Annotated in this window: 17 protein-coding genes; 2 read left to right on the top strand and 15 right to left on the bottom strand. The window is 71.5% G+C overall.

All coding sequences use genetic code 11. From position 1 onward, the window contains the following. Positions 1 to 74 precede the first annotated feature (74 nt). From yajC to pgsA, 11 genes are all read right to left on the bottom strand, one after another. Positions 75 to 563, bottom strand: a complete 489-nt coding sequence (gene yajC / locus F1615_RS31280; RefSeq protein WP_149552417.1) for a preprotein translocase subunit YajC — start codon at positions 561 to 563, stop codon at positions 75 to 77. 165 nt (positions 564 to 728) lie between these two features. Continuing rightward, entirely contained in the window at positions 729 to 1799 is a 1071-nt protein-coding gene (gene ruvB / locus F1615_RS31275; protein WP_149552416.1) for a Holliday junction branch migration DNA helicase RuvB, read from the bottom strand. A gap of 41 nt (positions 1800 to 1840) precedes the next feature. Then, positions 1841 to 2446, bottom strand: a complete 606-nt coding sequence (gene ruvA, locus F1615_RS31270) for a Holliday junction branch migration protein RuvA (RefSeq protein ID WP_149552415.1) — start codon at positions 2444 to 2446, stop codon at positions 1841 to 1843. After that, positions 2443 to 3009 (bottom strand): crossover junction endodeoxyribonuclease RuvC, encoded by a 567-nt coding sequence (gene ruvC / locus F1615_RS31265; protein WP_149552414.1) that lies wholly within the window; start codon positions 3007 to 3009, stop codon positions 2443 to 2445. Before ruvC ends, ruvA begins: the two co-directional genes overlap by 4 nt. Positions 3010 to 3119: 110 nt before the next feature. Beyond that, a complete protein-coding gene (locus F1615_RS31260; RefSeq protein WP_149552413.1) occupies positions 3120 to 3872 on the bottom strand; it encodes a YebC/PmpR family DNA-binding transcriptional regulator in 753 nt (250 codons plus the stop codon). Positions 3873 to 3920: 48 nt separating this feature from the next. Beyond that, positions 3921 to 4529, bottom strand: a complete 609-nt coding sequence (pdxT, locus tag F1615_RS31255; RefSeq protein WP_149552412.1) for a pyridoxal 5'-phosphate synthase glutaminase subunit PdxT — start codon at positions 4527 to 4529, stop codon at positions 3921 to 3923. A 7-nt stretch (positions 4530 to 4536) separates the two neighbouring features. Then, entirely contained in the window at positions 4537 to 5448 is a 912-nt protein-coding gene (pdxS, locus tag F1615_RS31250) for a pyridoxal 5'-phosphate synthase lyase subunit PdxS (RefSeq protein WP_149552411.1), read from the bottom strand. A 136-nt stretch (positions 5449 to 5584) separates the two neighbouring features. Next, entirely contained in the window at positions 5585 to 6127 is a 543-nt protein-coding gene (locus F1615_RS31245; RefSeq protein ID WP_149552410.1) for a LemA family protein, read from the bottom strand. A 247-nt stretch (positions 6128 to 6374) separates the two neighbouring features. Further along, a complete protein-coding gene (locus F1615_RS31240; protein ID WP_149552409.1) occupies positions 6375 to 7538 on the bottom strand; it encodes a glycosyltransferase family 4 protein in 1164 nt (387 codons plus the stop codon). Next, complete coding sequence (locus F1615_RS31235; protein ID WP_149552408.1) at positions 7535 to 8473, bottom strand: phosphatidylinositol mannoside acyltransferase; 939 nt, start codon at positions 8471 to 8473, stop codon at positions 7535 to 7537. Before F1615_RS31235 ends, F1615_RS31240 begins: the two co-directional genes overlap by 4 nt. Next, on the bottom strand, positions 8470 to 9198 hold the full coding sequence (gene pgsA, locus F1615_RS31230; protein ID WP_037936392.1) for a phosphatidylinositol phosphate synthase: 729 nt from the start codon (positions 9196 to 9198) through the stop codon (positions 8470 to 8472). The genes F1615_RS31235 and pgsA overlap by 4 nt, the downstream gene beginning before the upstream one ends. 181 nt (positions 9199 to 9379) lie before the next feature. Here pgsA and F1615_RS31225 point away from each other — a divergent pair, with 181 nt between their 5' ends. After that, entirely contained in the window at positions 9380 to 11578 is a 2199-nt protein-coding gene (locus F1615_RS31225) for an elongation factor G-like protein EF-G2 (protein WP_149552407.1), read from the top strand. Between the two features lie 219 nt (positions 11579 to 11797). Then, positions 11798 to 13453 (top strand): hypothetical protein, encoded by a 1656-nt coding sequence (locus F1615_RS31220; protein ID WP_149552406.1) that lies wholly within the window; start codon positions 11798 to 11800, stop codon positions 13451 to 13453. Between the two features lie 95 nt (positions 13454 to 13548). Here F1615_RS31220 and F1615_RS31215 read toward each other — a convergent pair whose 3' ends face one another. The 4 genes from F1615_RS31215 to F1615_RS31200 form a co-directional block, all read right to left on the bottom strand. Continuing rightward, positions 13549 to 14133 carry an HIT family protein gene (locus tag F1615_RS31215; RefSeq protein WP_149552405.1) on the bottom strand — a complete coding sequence of 195 codons (585 nt, stop codon included), beginning with the start codon at positions 14131 to 14133 and terminating at the stop codon, positions 13549 to 13551. An 82-nt stretch (positions 14134 to 14215) separates the two neighbouring features. After that, the gene (thrS, locus tag F1615_RS31210; RefSeq protein ID WP_149552404.1) at positions 14216 to 16192 is read right to left on the bottom strand and encodes a threonine--tRNA ligase; all 1977 of its coding nucleotides are present in this window, start codon (positions 16190 to 16192) and stop codon (positions 14216 to 14218) included. Between the two features lie 93 nt (positions 16193 to 16285). Continuing rightward, positions 16286 to 17518, bottom strand: a complete 1233-nt coding sequence (locus F1615_RS31205) for a hypothetical protein (RefSeq protein ID WP_149552403.1) — start codon at positions 17516 to 17518, stop codon at positions 16286 to 16288. Continuing rightward, a complete protein-coding gene (locus F1615_RS31200) occupies positions 17515 to 18081 on the bottom strand; it encodes a DUF4365 domain-containing protein (protein WP_149552402.1) in 567 nt (188 codons plus the stop codon). The genes F1615_RS31205 and F1615_RS31200 overlap by 4 nt, the downstream gene beginning before the upstream one ends. Between the last annotated feature and the right edge of the window lie 28 nt (positions 18082 to 18109).

Here is an 18109-nt window from a genome sequence, read left to right as displayed (position 1 = left end):
ATGGTGTCGGGATTCCGTGCGAGCTGGGCATGTCCCGGGGCGCGCGGGCGGTACCCGCGCGCCCCGGGACACGACTACTTCGCGTCGGAGTCGCCGTCGGACTTCTTCGACTGTGCGTCCGCCTTCGCCCCGTCGGCGGTGTCGGCGTCGGCCGCGTCCTTCTTGCCGAGGTCGACAGGCGTGTCGTCGGAGGCGGCGGCAGCGTCGGAGGAGTCGTCGGTCTCGGTGAGGGACGAGGCGTCGTCGGGGACGACGTCGGCGTCGGCCTTCAGGTCGTGCTCGATGCCGTGGACGATGCGGTTGTACTCCTCGTCCGTGAGGACGGCACCGATCGAGTTCTTGGCGAACAGCAGCTCCACACCCGGGCCGGCGTCGAGGAGGACCGTGTCCTCGCTGACCTCCTTGACCGTGGCGTACATGCCCCCGATGGTGCGGACGCCGGAACCGGGCTGCATCTGGTTCCGCATGTCGATGGCCTGCTGCTGCTTCTTCTTGGCCGACCGGGTCATCAGGAACATGGCCCCGATGAGCACAATGAACGGGAGGAGGGTCAGGAGACTCACGGGTCGGAACTTCCTTCACACGACCGCGATGGTGAACGGCCTGATGGTTGGGGGTATGTGGCGCCGCCGACAAGGGCGGCATCGGCGGAGTCTAAGCGAGTCCGCACCAAGGGAACAACGCTCAGCATGGCACCCGGGTTCCTGCCCGGGCCAACGCGCTCGCCGTCACGCCCCGAACAGGTCCCCTTGTCCGTTTCCGGCGGTCTGGGAGCGGGGCGGTACGAGGCCGAGATGCGCCCACGCCGCCGGGGTGGCGACCCGCCCGCGCGGAGTGCGGGCGAGCAGTCCCTCCCGTACCAGGAAGGGTTCCGCCACCTCTTCCACGGTCTCACGCTCCTCCCCCACCGCGACAGCGAGCGTGGACAGGCCCACCGGTCCGCCGCCGAACAGCTTGAGCAGGGCCTCGAGCACCGCCCGGTCCAGCCGGTCCAGGCCGCGGGCGTCGACCTCGTAGACGGCGAGGGCAGCCGCGGCGATGTCCCTGGTGATCAGGCCGTCGGCCTTGACCTGCGCGTAGTCCCGGACACGGCGCAGGAGGCGGTTGGCGATGCGGGGCGTGCCGCGGGAGCGGCCGGCGATTTCCGCGGCCCCGTCCGGTTCGATCTCGACGTCGAGCAGGCTCGCCGAGCGGTGGACGACCCGTTCGAGCTCGGCCGGCTCGTAGAACTCCATGTGCGCGGTGAAGCCGAAGCGGTCGCGCAGCGGGGGCGGCAGCAGGCCGGCCCGGGTGGTGGCGCCGACCAGGGTGAAGGGGGGCAGTTCGAGGGGGATGGCGGTGGCGCCCGGGCCCTTGCCGACGATGACGTCGACGCGGAAGTCCTCCATCGCCATGTAGAGCATCTCCTCGGCGGGCCGGGACATCCGGTGGATCTCGTCGAGGAAAAAGACCTCTCCCTCCTGGAGGGAGGAGAGGATCGCCGCGAGATCACCGGCGTGCTGGATGGCGGGGCCGGAGGTGATGCGGATGGGGGCTTCCATCTCGGCCGCGATGATCATCGACAGGGTGGTCTTGCCGAGGCCGGGGGCGCCGGAGAGCAGCACGTGGTCGGCGGTGGCGCCGCGCGCGCGTGCGGCGCGCAGGACGAGGTCGAGCTGTTCGCGCACCTTCTCCTGGCCGATGAACTCGCCCAGGTCCTTGGGGCGCAGGGCGGCCTCGACGGCCTGGTCCTCACGGTCGGCGGACGCACCGACGAGCCGCTCCTCGGCGGGGGTGTCGGTGGTGTCGTCCCAGTTCATTGCGTATGCCTCAGCTCTTCGTACGGGCCAGGGGGCGCGGGCTATCGGGCACGGTTCAGTGTCTGCAGGGCGGCCTTCAGCAACTGCCCCACCTGCGGGGTGCCCCCGGCGGCCTCCGCCCGGGGCGCCACGGCGGACACGGCCTCGTCGGCCTCGCGGGTCGCGTAGCCCAGGCCGATGAGGGCGGCGTGCAGCTGGTCGCGCCAGCCGGCGGTGACCGGTGCGCCGACGGCGGGCGCGCCGACCGGCTCGCCGAGGCGGTCCTTCAGCTCCAGGAGCAGCTTCTGGGCGCCCTTCTTTCCGATGCCGGGAACGGCGGTCAGCGCCTTCTCGTCCCCGGTGGAGACGGCTCTGCGCAGGGCGTCGGGGGTGTGCACGGCGAGCATCGCCTGGGCCAGCCGGGGGCCGACGCCGCTGGCGGTCTGGAGCAGCTCGAAGACCTGGCGCTCGTCGTCGTCGGCGAAGCCGTACAGGGTCAGGGAGTCCTCGCGGACGACGAGGGAGGTGGCGAGGTTCGCGGGCTTGCCGACGCGGAGCGTGGACAGTGTGCCGGGCGTGCACTGGACGGCCATGCCGACCCCGCCGACCTCGACCACCGCGGCGTCGGGAGCGAGGGCGGCGACCGTGCCGCTGACGAAGGCGATCATGCCGTACGGCCTTTCGATGCGTGCGGGGCGCGGGGTGCGCCGGGGGCTTTCGAGGCGTGCAGGGCGACGGCCCGCTGGAGCCGGTTCTGTGCGGGGGCGCGCCAGATGTGGCAGATGGCGAGCGCGAGGGCGTCGGCGGCGTCGGCGGGCTTCGGTGGCGCGTCGAGCCGCAGCAGCCGGGTGACCATGGCGCCGACCTGCGCCTTGTCCGCGCGGCCGGAGCCGGTGACGGCGGCCTTGACCTCGCTGGGCGTGTGCAGGGCGACGGGGATGCCGCGGCGGGAGGCGCACAGGATCGCCACCGCGCTGGCCTGGGCGGTGCCCATCACCGTACGCACGTTGTGCTGGCTGAAGACGCGCTCCACGGCGACGAATTCGGGCCGGTGCTCGTCCAGCCACCGCTCGATGCCCTGCTCGACGGCGACGAGGCGGTGCCCGAGGTCGGCGTCCGCCGGTGTGCGGACGACTCCCACGCCGCGCATGGTGAGCGGCCGCCCGGCAACGCCCTCCACGACGCCGACACCGCACCGGGTCAGGCCCGGGTCCACCCCCAGTACGCGCACGCGCCGCACCCTCTTTCCTCGATCACCTGTTTGTGCAGGCTATCGGGTGCCACTGACAGAGCGACGGGCCGACGGAGTGTGTCCCGCCGGCCCGTTGAGCAGTGGACGCGTTACGCGTCGACCTTCTCCATGATCTCGTCGCTCACGTCGAAGTTGGCGAAGACGTTCTGCACGTCGTCGCTGTCCTCCAGGGCGTCGATGAGCTTGAAGATCTTCTTGGCGCCCTCCTCGTCCAGCTCGACCTGCATGGTCGGGACGAAGTTGGCCTCGGCGGAGTCGTAGTCGATCCCGGCGTCCTGCAGGGCGGTGCGGACGGCGACCAGGTCGGTGGCCTCGCTGAGCACCTCGAAGGACTCACCGAGGTCGTTGACCTCCTCGGCACCCGCGTCCAGGACGGCGGCGAGGACGTCGTCCTCGGTCAGCTCGCCCTTGGGGACGATCACGACGCCCTTGCGGTTGAACAGGTACGACACCGAGCCCGGGTCGGCCATGGAACCGCCGTTGCGGGTCATCGCGACGCGCACGTCCGAGGCGGCACGGTTGCGGTTGTCGGTGAGGCACTCGATGAGCACCGCGACACCGTTCGGGCCGTAGCCCTCGTACATGATCGTCTCGTAGTCGGCGCCGCCGGCCTCGAGACCACCGCCCCGCTTGATGGCGGAGTCGATGTTCTTGTTCGGCACCGACTGCTTCTTGGCCTTCTGGACGGCGTCGTAGAGCGTGGGGTTGCCGTCCAGGTCGACGCCGCCCATGCGCGCGGCGACCTCGATGTTCTTGATCAGCTTCGCGAAGAGCTTGCCGCGCTTGGCGTCGATCACGGCCTTCTTGTGCTTCGTCGTGGCCCATTTAGAGTGGCCGGACATCTGCCTGTCTCCTTCGCGTAACCCATCTCTGCAACGAACGCAGGAATCCTACAAGGACTCGGCTGTCCGCTTCGCCCGTACCAGGTCGACGAACAGCGCGTGGACGCGGTGGTCGCCGGTCAGTTCCGGGTGGAACGAGGTGGCGAGGGCATTGCCCTGGCGCACCGCGACGATGTGTCCGCCGTGCTCGGCGAGCACTTCGGCACCGGCACCGACGGACTCCACCCAGGGCGCGCGGATGAAGACGCCCTCCACCGGGTCGCCGGTGACGCCCTTGACGTCGACCGCCGCCTCGAAGGACTCGTTCTGCCGTCCGAAAGCGTTGCGGCGCACGATCATGTCGATGCCGCCGACGGTCTCCTGACCCGAGCGGGGGTCGAGGATCTTGTCGGCCAGCATGATCATGCCGGCGCAGGTGCCGTAGACGGGCATGCCGTCCCGCACCAGCGCGCGCAGGGGCTCCATCAGGCCGAAGAGGACGGCCAGCTTGGAGATCGTGGTGGACTCGCCGCCGGGGATGACGAGGCCGTCGACCTCGGCGAGTTCCTCGGGGCGCCTGACCGGCCTGGCCACGGCGTCGGCCGCGGCCAGGGCGACGAGGTGCTCCCGCACGTCGCCCTGGAGGGCCAGGACGCCTATGACAAGTGCGTCGCTCATCGGCGGACTACCAGCCGCGGTTGGCGTAGCGCTCGGCCTCGGGCAGGGTGTCGCAGTTGATGCCGACCATGGCCTCGCCGAGGTTGCGGGACGCGTCCGCGACGATCTTCGGGTCGTCGTAGAAGGTGGTCGCCTTGACGATGGCCGCGGCGCGCTTGGCCGGGTCGCCGGACTTGAAGATGCCGGAGCCGACGAAGACGCCCTCGGCACCGAGCTGACGCATCAGCGCGGCGTCGGCCGGGGTGGCCACGCCACCGGCGGAGAACAGCACGACGGGGAGCTTGCCCAGCTCGGCGACCTCCTTGACCAGCTCGTACGGGGCGCGCAGGTCCTTGGCGGCGGCGTACAGCTCGTTGTTGTCGAAGCCGCGCAGCTTGGCGATCTCGTTCTTGATCTGGCGCAGGTGGCGCACGGCCTCCACGACGTTGCCGGTGCCGGCCTCGCCCTTGGAGCGGATCATGGCGGCGCCCTCGGCGATACGGCGCAGGGCCTCGCCCAGGTTGGTGGCACCGCAGACGAAGGGGGTGGTGAACGCCCACTTGTCGGAGTGGTTGACCTCGTCGGCCGGGGTGAGGACCTCGGACTCGTCGATGTAGTCGACGCCGAGCGACTGCAGCACCTGGGCCTCGACGAAGTGGCCGATGCGGGACTTGGCCATCACGGGGATGGAGACCGCGTCGATGATGCCCTCGATCATGTCCGGGTCGGACATGCGGGCCACGCCGCCGTCCTTGCGGATGTCGGCCGGGACCCGCTCCAGGGCCATGACGGCGACGGCGCCCGCGTCCTCGGCGATCTTCGCCTGCTCCGGCGTGACGACGTCCATGATCACGCCGCCCTTGAGCTGCTCGGCCATGCCGCGCTTCACACGGGCGGTGCCGGTCTCGGGACCCTGGTTTTCGGAGAGCGTGCTGGACACGTGTGACCTCGCTGAGGGGAAGGGGGTTTCTGCAGCACCGAGGAAACGTGAGCGGACCAGGCCACAGCAAGGGCCAATACGCACCCGGTGGATCCTTTTCGGTCGGCGGCGCTCCGCCCCGTGACCGGATCCGCCCTTACGCCGCCCGCTCGATCAGGGCGGCCGGCGGCTCGTCGTCCATCTCGAAGGCCAAGGGGAAGGGCGCGTGCCCGGCCAGCCGGAACCAGCGCACCTTGCGGTGCCGCCGCAGGGCACGTGCGGCCCGTACGGCGTCGTTGTGGAAGCGGCGGGCCATCGGCACCCTGCGGACCGCCTCGGCGAGTTCCAGGGCCGCTTCCTCTCCCCCGGGCACCTCCCTGACCGCGTCCACCTGGTGCGCGTCGGCGAAGACCGCGCGCAGCGCCTGGGTCAGCTCGCTCTCGGCGACCTCGCGCTGCTCCTCCTCCGCCTGCCGCGCGGCGTGCGCGGCCTCGTAGAGCACGATCGAGGCGGCGGGGTCGAGCACGCCCGAGGTGGCCAGTTCCTGTGCCACGGAGGCGCGGCGCAGCAGTTGCGCGTCGAGCGCGGCGCGGGCGGCGTCGATGCGGGCGTGCAGCCGGTCCAGCCGCCCCGCCGTCCAGCTCAGATAGAGGCCGATGGCGACGAGGGCGACGAGGATCCAGATGAGGGTTGCGGTCACGGGCGGCAAGGCTACCGGGGGCGCCCGCACGGGGTCGCCGGGTGTCCCGCGCTGCCGTCACCGGGTGCCCTCGGGCCCCCGCTCGGCCTCGTCCGCAACGCCGGAACAGGGCCTGTCCGGCGGATCACGCCGAAGACGCGGGGTCTGGTGCGCCCATCTGCGGCGTTGTCGTCGGTTGCCGGCTCCCCCGCTCGCCCCGGCTGCGACGCACCGCCCGTTTCCTCCGGCCTGATCCGCCGGACAGGCCCTAATCCCGTGCGAGGCCCAGCCGCGCCCGCAGGCCCGTCGCCCGGTCGTCCGCCGCCACCGCCGCCGCGCCGGCCGTCACCGTCTCGTAGACCGACAGGATGTCCGCCCCGACCGTCGACCAGTCGAACCGGCGGACGTGGGCGCTGCCCCGTTTCCGCAGTTCGGCGCGGCGCTCCGGGTCGGCCAGGAGCCGTACCGCGGCCTCGGCGAGCGCGTCCGCGTCCTCGTTGGCGAACAGCTCGCCCGCCGCACCGCCGTCGAGGACCTGCGCGAACGCGTCCAGGTCGGAGGCGAGCACCGGCGCCCCCGCCGACATCGCCTCGACCAGGATGATCCCGAAGCTCTCGCCCCCGGTGTTGGGCGCCACGTACAGGTCGACGCTGCGCAGGAAGCGGGCCTTGTCCTCGTCGCTGACCATGCCGAGGAACTCCACGCGCGGGCGCAGCTCCCGCGGCAGTGACTCGACCGCCTCCTCCTCGTCGCCCCGGCCGGCGACCAGCAGCCGCGTCCGCGGGCGGGCGGCGAGAATCTTCGGCAGCGCCTTCATCAGCACCGGCAGACCCTTGCGGGGTTCGTCGATCCGGCCGATGAAGCCGATCGTGTCTCCCTGCCACTCGGGCCGGGGCTCGGCCCTGGCGAAGAAGTCGACGTCGACGCCGTTCGGGATGACCACCGCGTCGCCGCCCAGGTGTTCGACGAGGGTGCGGCGGGCGTACTCGCTCACCGCGATCCGCGCGCTGATCTTCTCCAGGGCGGCCTGGAGGATCGAGTACGCGGCGATCATCGCGCGGGAGCGCGGGTTGGAGGTGTGGAACGTGGCGACGATCGGCCCCTCGGCCGCCCAGCAGGTCAGCAGACCGAGCGAGGGGGACGTCGGCTCGTGGATGTGGACGACGTCGAAGGAGCCCTCGTGCAGCCAGCGCCGCACCCGCGCGGCGGACAGGAAACCGAAGTTGAGCCGGGCCACCGAGCCGTTGTACGGCACCGGCACCGCGCGGCCGGCCGAGACGACGTACGGCGGCAGCGGGGTGTCGTCGTCGGCCGGGGCGAGGACGGACACCTGGTGCCCGAGGCGGATGAAGTACTCGGCCAGGTCGCGGATGTGGAACTGGACACCACCCGGTACGTCCCAGGAGTACGGGCAGACGATGCCGATCCTCACGAGGTCCCCTTCTGGTCCTTCTCGGGGGCGGCCGCGGGGTCCCGCGGGGGATCGAGGTCCTTGACCCACAAGCGCTGCAGCATGTGCCAGTCCTCCGGATGGTCGGCGATCCCCGAGGCGAAGGCGTCGGCCAGCGCCTGTGTCATGACGGACGTCTTCTCGGGCCGCGTACCCGACCCGGGGACCTCGACCGGCGGATGGACCCGGCCGCGCATCATCGGGCCGTCGTACCAGAGGGTCGCCGGCAGCAGCCGGGCCCCGGTCTGCTGGGCCAGCAGGGCGGGACCGGCCGGCATCCGGGCGGTCTCGCCGAAGAAGTCGACCTCGACCCCGGAGGTGGACAGATCCCGGTCGGCCACCAGGCAGACCAGTCCGCCGTCGCGCAGCCGCCGGGCCAGCGTGCCGAAGGCGGAGCCGCCGCTGTGCGGGAGCACCTCCATGCCGAGGCCCTCCCGGTAGGCGACGAACCGGTCGTACAGCGTCTCCGGCTTCAGGCGCTCGGCGACGGTGGTGAACGGGATGCCCAGCCTGGTGGTGACCCAGGCGCCTGCGAGGTCCCAGTTGGCGAGGTGCGGCAGCGCCAGGACGACGCCCTTGCCGGCCGCCATGCCGTCGTTCAGGTGGTGGAGGTCCTTGACGTCGAGGCCGTCGGCGATGCGCTCGGCGCTCCAGGCGGGCAGCCGGAAGGACTCCATCCAGTAGCGCAGGTACGACCGCATGCCCGCACGGGAGAGCTCGGCCAGCCGCTCCGGCCCCGCGTCCGGCACGACCCGCGCGTAGTTGCTCTCCAGCCGGAGCACGCCCTTGCCGCGCTGCTTCCACGTGAGGTCGGCGATGGTCCTCCCGAGGCGGACGGCGACCGGCTCGGGGAGTTTCCTGACGGTGCCCCAGCCGGCGCCGTACAGGGCGTCGGTGAGCCGCTCCTGGGCCCTCACGTCGCGGCCTCGCTCCCCCGGGTCTCCTGCCGCTCCGCGGCCTCCGCCTCGGCGGACTCCCGGCGCACGGTGACGACCCGCTGGATCAGCGTGACCAGGCTGCCGACGGCGACGACCCACAGCGCGACCGGCAGCAGGTACTGGATGCCCGGCACACCGAAGGCGTGCAGGCCCGCGAGACCGGCCGAGACCAGCGAGATCACCAGCCGCTCGGCCCGCTCGACCAGACCGTTGACGGCGACCGGCAGGCCGATCGACTCGCCGCGCGCCTTGGTGTACGACACCACCTGGCCGCTGGCCAGGCAGAAGATCGACACCGCGCACAGCACGTTGTCGTCGCCGCCTCCCGCGTACCACAGGGCGAAGCCGCCGAAGACGGCCCCGTCGGCGACCCGGTCCAGGGTGGAGTCCAGGAAGGCGCCCCAGCGGCTGGACCGGCCGAGCTGGCGGGCCATGTTGCCGTCGACCAGGTCGGAGAACACGAACAGCGTGATCACGACCGTGCCCCAGAAGAACTCGCCCATGGGGTAGAAGACCAGCGCGCCCGCGACCACACCGGCGGTGCCGATGAGCGTGACCGTGTCAGGGCTGACCCCCCGCCGGATGAGAAACGCGGCGAACGGTGTGAGGACACGCGTGAAGAATGCACGCGCGTACTTGTTCAGCATGGCCTTCCCGACGGTCGGTGTGGCCGCATGGCCCCTGCTGGCCACCGGCGGGCCCAATCGTAGCCACGCGCGGGTGCGGGCGGTGGCCGGGCACCCGGCGGGATCCCGTCCCTCGTATGGACGCGCCGTGACGGGAGTGCAAAGCTCGAATGACCGCGGGCGTCGCCGGAGCCGCACCGCACGCGGATTCCGCGGGTCCGCGCCCACAGTGACCTCACCGTGCACGGGAGGCAGGATCATGGGCGACAAGGCGCACACACACCCCGGGGCCGCCGGCAGGGCACAGGCGGCCGGCCATCCCACGTCCGTACGGAATGTGGTGCTGGTCGGCCACTCCGGATCGGGCAAGACGACACTGGTGGAGGCTCTCGCGCTGACCGCGGGGGCCGTGAACCGGGCGGGCCGCGTGGAGGACGGCGGCACCGTCTCCGACTACGACGACATCGAGCACCGGCAGCAACGCTCGGTACAGCTCTCCCTGGTGCCCCTCGAATGGGACGGCATCAAGGTCAACCTGCTGGACACCCCCGGATACGCCGACTTCGTCGGGGAACTCAGGGCCGGTCTGCGAGCGGCGGACGCGGCCCTCTTCGTCGTCTCGGCCTCGGACGGCGTGGACGGCTCGACCCGGATGGTGTGGGACGAGTGCGCGGCGGTCGGCATGCCGCGCGCCATCGTCGTCACGCACCTGGAGGCGGCCCGCGCGGACTTCGAGGAGATGACCCGGATCTGCGCCGAGGCCTTCGGCGGGGACGACCCCGACGCCGTGCTGCCGCTGTACCTGCCGCTGCGCGGCCCCGAGGGACACGAAGGGCACGCGCCGGTGCACGGTCTGATCGGGCTGCTGTCGCAGAAGCTGTTCGACTACTCCGGCGGCGAGCGCAAGGAGTCCGAGCCCGGCGAGGAGCAGCTGCCCCTGATCGAGGAGGCCCGGGGCCGGCTGATCGAGGGGATCATCGCCGAGAGCGAGGACGAGACCCTCATGGACCGCTATCTCGGCGGTGAGCAGGTCGACGTCAGGACGCTGATCGAGGATCTGGAGCGGGCGGTCGCGCGCGGGGTCTTCTTCCCCGTCCTGGCCGCCGCCCCCGCCACCGACGGCGCCCGCCAGGGACTCGGCACGGTCGAGGTGCTGGAGTTGATCACCCGCGGTTTCCCGACCCCGCTGGAGCACGGCACCCCGAGCGTGACCACGGTGGACGGCAGGCCCCGTGAGCTCGAGCCGTGCGACCCCGACGCCCCCCTGGTCGCGGAGGTGGTGAAGACCTCCTCCGACCCGTACGTCGGCCGGATCTCGCTGGTCCGGGTCTTCTCCGGCACCCTGCGCGCCGACCAGACCGTCCACGTCTCCGGACACGGGCTGGCCGACCGGGGCCACGAGGACCACGACGTCGACGAGCGGATCGGGGCCCTGTCCACACCGTTCGGCAAGCAGCAGCGTCCGGTGTCGCACGTCATCGCGGGCGATCTCGCGTGTGTGGCGAAACTGAGCCGGGCGGAGACCGGGGACACCCTGTCCGCCAAGGACGACCCCCTGCTCATGGAGCCCTGGGAGATGCCCGATCCGCTGCTGCCGCTCGCCATCCAGGCGCACAGCAAGCCGGACGAGGACAAGCTCTCGCAGGGACTGGCCCGGCTGGTCGCCGAGGACCCGACGATGCGGCTGGAACAGAACCAGGACACCCACCAGGTGGTGCTGTGGTGCCTGGGCGAGGCGCACGCGGACGTGGCGCTGGAGCGGCTGCGCAGCCGGTACGGCGTCCAGGTGGACGTCGTACCGCACCGGGTGTCGCTCAGGGAGACCTTCGGCGGCAGGGCGGCCGGGCGCGGCCGGCACGTCAAACAGTCCGGCGGCCACGGGCAGTTCGCCATCTGCGAGATCGAGGTGGAGCCGCTGCCGAACGGCTCGGGCATCGAGTTCGTGGACAAGGTGGTCGGCGGCGCGGTGCCGCGGCAGTTCATCCCGTCGGTGGAGAAGGGCGTCAGGGCGCAAGCCGCCAAGGGAGTCGCCGCGGGACATCCGCTCGTCGACGTGCGGGTGACCCTGCTGGACGGCAAGGCGCACTCGGTGGACTCCTCCGACGCCGCGTTCCAGACGGCGGGCGCGCTGGCCCTGCGGGAGGCCGCGTCGGACGCGAGGATCCATCTGCTGGAGCCGGTGGCCGAGGTGAGTGTCCTGGTCGGCGACGACTACGTCGGCGCCGTGATGAGCGACCTGTCCGGCCGGCGCGGGCGGGTGCTCGGCACCGAGCAGTCGGCCGGCGGACGCACCGTCGTCAAGGCCGAGGTCCCGGAGATCGAGATCGGCCGGTACGCCGTCGACCTGCGCTCCCTGTCGCACGGCACCGCCCGCTTCAGCCGCCGCTACGCGCGGCACGAGCCCATGCCGCCGCAGGTCGCGGAACGGGTCAAGGAGGAGGCGCGCAAGGCCGCGTAGCCGGCGCCGGGCGCTCGCCGGGAAACCCGGCGGGCGCCCGCGTACGCGTCTCGTTCCGGCGCGATCTCGGAACGCTTCACTCCGTACCGGTGGGCCGCTTGGGCAGTACGCCGACGGACGGCACCGGCTGCGGATACGCTGAGGACCTGATCAACAGGTGTGCGCAGGACGGAAGTCGGGAAGGCCGCAAGACGACAGTCGCGGCGATCGGGGGCGGGAATGACCGTTGAGAGCGGTTACGCGGAGTTCTTCGGTCCGCAGGTGCCGCGCACGGGGGACGAGGGGCAGACGCCGACGTTCGCGCTGGCCTCGGCGGTGTACCGGGACAACGAGGCCGACGAGATACTCAAGGCCAACAACGAGTGGCACAAGTCGGCCGTCGGCAAGCCCAGGATCAAGCTGTTCCGGCCGAACCTGGGCGAGGCGTTCTCCCGGGCCGTCATCGACCGGATGCTCGGTTCCGGCCGCGCGCCGCTCATCCAGTCCTTCGGCACCCAGCCGCAGGTGGTGGTGGAGCACGCGCTGGCGGCGCACCGCATCCGCCGCGAGCGGGACAACTGGCTGAGCGCCGTCATGGTCCTGTGCGGACTGCTGTTCCTGCCCGGTCTCCTCGTGTGGCTGCTGGTCTTCCAGATCCGTACGACGATGTCCAGGCGCGAGGACAAACGGGCCGGCGCGCTGGCCACCACCCTGCTGGTCGCGGTGGGCGGCCTCGCCGTGCTGTTCCTGATCCGCATGCCGTTCGAGGGCTTCTGGGGCTGGTACGCGCGCGCTTCGGTGGTCGCCCCCGTGGTGGGCTGGTTCTGGGCCAAGCGGATCTGCGAACGCACGGCGAGGGATCTGCGCGAGCGGTGGAGCGGTCTGCTCTCCGGGAGCAGCGTCGGCGCCAAGGTGCCCGAGGCGGTCCCCTCCAGCCCCGGTGAGACGGCGGCCGAGCAGCTGCGGCAGTCGCTGGCCCGGCTCAGCGCCGAGCAGCAGTCCAACTCCGTGTTCTACGCCGGGCCCAAGGGCATACTCGGCATGGGCACACGCTGGGGCAGCTGGCAGCTCGCCGAGGACCTGGTGCAGGCCGACCCGGACCGGGAGATCAACCCGTTCCGCAGCTGGGACGTCATCAAGGCCATCTACGACCGCCTGCGGATGCTGGAGCGCGGGCCGCTGCACACCGGTGGCTTCCCCAAGCCGTCCGTACGGCACTGGATCGTGACGCCCATCGGCGAGAACGCCGACGCGGTGTCCCGGCCCGAGGGCACGGACGTCGAGGCGTACCAGATCAAGTCCCACGCCATACAGGAGATCTGCAACAAGCAGCAGTTCGGCGCGGGCGACCGGCACTACCTGGGAGTGCAGTGGACGCTGTGGGACGGCCAGCTGGTGATCACCATGCTGATCACGGTGACCGTGCTGCACGAGACGCTGCGCATCGAGGTCACCGGGCACGCTCTGGGGCCGGTGCACTCCCTGTTCACCTCGAAGCCGGCGGCCAAGGAGAAGGAGGTCCAGAAGTCGATCAAGTTCTGGGAGACCCGGAAGGTGAAGCTCCCGCTGGTCGACCCGGACGAGGTGGTACGTCTGACCGCCCGGGCCCCGCTGACCTGGTACCCGCCGCTGCTGTACTGGCTCGGCGGCAAGCTGACCCTGCCGGAGCCGTTCGGTCTGCGTCACGCGTGGGCGGACAAGCCGTGGCGGCACCGGTTCATGGCGGACGACGCGTTGCGTGCGGCCGCGCCGGTGCTGCGGGTGGTGCACTCGGCGGCGATCAAGGTGCTGGCGGAGAACGGGGTGGACACCGAGAAGTTCGGTTCCCGGTCGTCGTTCCTCAGCACGGCGGTGCAGGACGCTTCGCCGCGCAAGGCCGACCTGTACGACGCGTAGGCCTGCGGCCGGCCGGGCGACTGCGGGTACGTCACGGTGACGGTTCCTGGGGGCTGTGCCCCCAGGAACCCTTCGGCCCTGAACGGGCCTCGTCCTCAATCTCCCCCGGAGGGGGCACCTCCGGACGGGCCGGTTGATGCCGGCCAGGCCTCCGACAGCATCTTCCTCGTGTCCGCCAGCAGCTGCGGCAGCACCTTCGTGTGGCCGACCACCGGCATGAAGTTCGTGTCGCCGCCCCAGCGCGGGACGATGTGCTGGTGCAGGTGCGCGGCGATGCCCGCGCCCGCGACCGTGCCCTGGTTCATGCCGATGTTGAAGCCGTGCGCGCCCGACGCCGTGCGCAGCGCCGTCATCGCCTGCTTGGTGAGTTCGGCGAGTTCCGCCGTCTCCGCCACCGTGAGGTCCGTGTAGTCGGCGACGTGCCGGTAGGGCACCGTCATCAGATGCCCGCCCGTGTACGGGTAGAGGTTGAGCACGGCGTACACCAGCTCGCCGCGCCGGAGGATCAGCCCGTCCTCGTCGGACTTGGCCGGGAGGGAGCAGAAGGGGCAGCCGTCGTCGGCACCCGGGCCGCTCGGCTTGTTCTCGCCCTGGATGTAGGCCATCCGATGGGGCGTCCACAGACGCTGGAACGCGTCCTGCGTGCCCACTCCCCACTGCTGCTCCGGCTCACTCGTCATGCGTGCAGCATATGGCGTCACCGCGGGACCACGGGAAAGGCCCCCGGGATCGCTCCCGGGGGCCTGGCGGTCGTGCGCGCGGTCAGACCTGCGTCCGCTCCTCGACCACCTTGGCGATCTTCGCGATGGCCTCGTCGACGGGGATGCCGTTCTCCTGCGAGCCGTCGCGGTAGCGGAAGGAGACCGCGCCGTTCGTCATGTCCTCGTCGCCCGCGATGACCATGAAGGGCACCTTCTGCTTCTGGGCGTTGCGGATCTTCTTCTGCATGCGGTCCGAGGAGGAGTCGACCTCGACGCGCAGCCCCTGCCTGCGGGCCGCGTCCGCGAACTTCTCCAGGTACTCGACGTGGGCGTCGCCGATCGGGATGCCGATCGCCTGGACCGGGGCGAGCCACGCCGGGAACGCGCCCGCGTAGTGCTCGAGGAGCACCGCGAAGAACCGCTCGATCGAGCCGAACAGCGCGCGGTGGATCATGACCGGGCGGGTCTTGGAGCCGTCCGCGGCGGTGTACTCGAGGTCGAAGCGCTCCGGGAGGTTGAAGTCGAGCTGGATGGTCGACATCTGCCAGGTGCGGCCGATGGCGTCCTTGGCCTGGACGGAGATCTTCGGGCCGTAGAAGGCGGCGCCGCCCGGGTCCGGGACCAGGGGCAGGCCCTGCTTCTCGGCGACCTGGCGCAGCGTCTCGGTGGCCTCTTCCCAGGCCTCGTCGGAACCGACGAACTTCTCCGGGTCCTTGGTGGACAGCTCCAGGTAGAAGTCGGTCAGTCCGTAGTCGCGCAGCAGGTTCAGGACGAAGGTGAGGGTCTTGTCGAGCTCCTCGGACATCTGCTCGCGGGTGCAGTAGATGTGCGCGTCGTCCTGGGTGAAGCCGCGGGCCCGGGTCAGGCCGTGCACGACGCCCGACTTCTCGTACCGGTACACGGTCCCGAACTCGAAGAGGCGCAGCGGCAGTTCACGGTACGACCGGCCGCGCGCGTCGAAGATCAGGTTGTGCATCGGGCAGTTCATGGGCTTGAGGTAGTAGTCCACGCCCTCGTCGAGCTGCATGGGCGGGTACATGCCGTCGGCGTACCAGTCCAGGTGGCCCGAGGTCTCGAAGAGCTTCCCCTTCGTGGCGTGCGGGGTGTAGACGAACTCGTACCCCTCCTCCTCGTGCCGGCGGCGCGAGTAGTCCTCCATGACCCGGCGGACGATGCCGCCCTTGGGGTGGAAGACGGCGAGGCCGGAGCCGATCTGCTCCGGGACGGAGAACAGGTCGAGCTCGGAGCCCAGCTTGCGGTGGTCGCGCTTCTCGGCCTCGGCGAGGAACTCCAGGTGCGCCTTCAGCTCCTCCTTGGAGGGCCAGGCGGTGCCGTAGATGCGCTGGAGCATCGGGTTCTTCTCGCTGCCACGCCAGTAGGCGGCCGCGTTGCGCATCAGCTTGAACGCCGGGATGTTCCGGGTGGTGGGCAGGTGGGGACCGCGGCAGAGGTCCTTCCAGCACAGCTCGCCGGTCTTGGCGTCGAGGTTGTCGTAGATCGTCAGCTCGCCGGCGCCGACCTCGACGTCCGCGCCGTCGTCGTGCGAGGCCGAGCCCTTGAGGCCGATCAGCTCCAGCTTGTACGGCTCCTCGGCGAGCTCCTCGCGGGCCTCGTCGTCGGTGACGACGCGGCGGGAGAAGCGCTGGCCGCGCTTCTGGATCTCCTGCATCTTCTTCTCGATGGCCTTGAGGTCATCGGGGTGGAAGGGCCTGTCCACGTCGAAGTCGTAGTAGAAGCCGTCCCGCACCGGCGGGCCGATGCCCAGCTTGGCCTCGGGGAACAGCTCCTGCACGGCCTGGGCCATGACGTGGGCGGTGGAGTGGCGCAGGATGTTCAGGCCGTCCTCGGAGGAGATCTGCACGCCCTCGACGGTCTCGCCGTCCTCGACCTCGTAGGAGAGGTCCTTGAGCTCGCCGGCCACGCGGGCGGCGATGACCGAGCGCTCGCCGGCGAAGAGCTCGGCGGCCGTGGTGCCCGTCGTCACCACGCGTTCTTCCCGCTCGGAATCGCGCTGGATGATCACACGGACGTCTGACACCGGTCTCTCCTGACTGAAGGCTGAGGCTGCGGCGCCATACCGGAGCGCACGCATGGGTGCGATCGTACCGACCCGGGACCGCCCTCCGCGAAATCAGTCTCCGTGGTCGGGGCCGCAGGCCTCGCCGAAGAAGGCCGCGGTCTCGGCATTCGCCTGGAGCGCCTTGAGCAGCCGGTCCCGCTCGGCGTCGTCGACCTGCACCGGAACCAGTTCCGTGGCGTCGGTGAGCCGGCGGAAGCCGCCGCGGCTCTCCAGCCGCCCCCGCACCCGTACCGGCAGGCCCACGAGGTGCGCGTGCCCGGCGACGCGGTAGTCCTCCTCGCCGAGGGTGATCCGGACGTGGCCGGTCTCGGCCCCGGCGAGCACGCGGAGCCGGATCATGCCCTCGCCGCGGGGGCCGGACCGGTGCATCCGTACCACGGTGCCGGTGATCCGCACGGTGACGGACGGCTCCGCCCGCCGGTAGCGCAGACCGGCCTCGCGCAGGAAGGGCAGGTCGCCGGGTGAGAACTCGACCGGTTCCGCGGCGGCCGCGCAGCCCTCGGGCACACCGGCCGCGGGAGCCCAGGCCACGCCGACGCGGGCCCCCTCGGCCCCCCGGACCAGGGCGACGAGGGCCTCGGTGAGCTCGTGGCTGACGCCCGCCGCGACGGCGGTGTCGAAGGCCTCCATGCCGCCGGTGGCCCGGCGGTAGTCGACGGCCTCGCGGGCCGCGTGGAGGGCGTGGTGGAGGCGTACGGCGAGGGACCGGCCGGTGGTGACGGGGGCGAACGCGGTCAGCCGGTGTCCGCCCTGCGCGGGTCCCACCAGGACGGTGTCCAGCGCGGCGGCGGCAGACCGGCGGTGCCGCGCGCCGTGGAAACCGGTCCGGGCGCGGGTGGCGAGGGCGGCGGCGAGCAGGGTCCGGCGGGCGGCGGAGCGCAGCTGCTCCTCCGCGGTCCAGACGGTGGCTCCGCCGGGGCCGGCGGGTGTGTCGCGCCACCAGTGGATCTCGTCGCTGGGTACGGCGAGGGAGAGCAGGATCTCCCGGGCGGACGGTGTGCCGCTGCGGGACAGGGCGTGCAGGGCCTCGGTGAGCAGGTCCTCACTGTCGGGGAAGGCGCGGCTCACCGGGACGAGCAGGCTGGTGCCGGTGCCCGGTCCGGGCGGGGTCCAGCGGCCGTAGCGTCCCGTGGCGCCGCCGCGCCGCTGCCAGCCGTGCCGGTGCAGCAGGGCGGTGAGCACGGCCGGGTCGGTCCCGGCGGGGTCGGGCGGCCCGCCGTCGAAGGCGTCGGCGGGGTGCGGGCGTACGGACCGCGGGGGCTCCCCGGTCGGGCGGTGCGTCACGGTGTTCCTCCCGTCCCGACCCGCGTCATGATCTCGCACAGCGCCCGGTCGTCGAAGATGCGTGAGGTGGGGATCCGTACGGTGGTGCGGCGCCGGCCGGTCACCGGGTGGCCGGCGAGGTTGGTCCAGTAGCAGCAGTGCCGCAGATCGAGCCGGTCGTGCCCGGCGCGCAGCCAGTCGTCCTGCGAGCGCGGCACGATCATCACGACCAGGATCTTGTGCACCGACACCGGGGTGCGGGCGAGCTTGGCCAGGTGGGCGTTGTCGAGGGTGAACGAGAAGGAGCGGCCCGGCGGGCCGGGGGCGATCTGGTAGGTCGCCTTCAACTGCACCTTGATGGTGACCTCGTCGTCGACGGTGTGCCCGGCGGCGCTGTGGCTGACGTGCCAGTCGATGCCGTTGTCCGGAAAGGGCTGGGAGAGCGAACAGCCCGCGGCCGCCGCGACGGCGTGCAGATAGCCGACCTGCAGGGTCTCCATGCAGGCGGTGGTGGCGAGGGTGCCGCGGGAGGGTGGCGTGCGCTCGGGCAGCAGCCCGCCCCGTTCGGGCTGCGCGATGGCCATGGCCAACAGCCTTCCGAAACAGTCGTGT

Source organism: Streptomyces marokkonensis (genome assembly GCF_008312835.1).
GTDB lineage: Bacteria > Actinomycetota > Actinomycetes > Streptomycetales > Streptomycetaceae > Streptomyces > Streptomyces marokkonensis_A.
The sequence above is the reverse complement of the archived record's forward strand: the minus strand, read 5'-3'. Positions and strand labels throughout refer to the sequence as shown.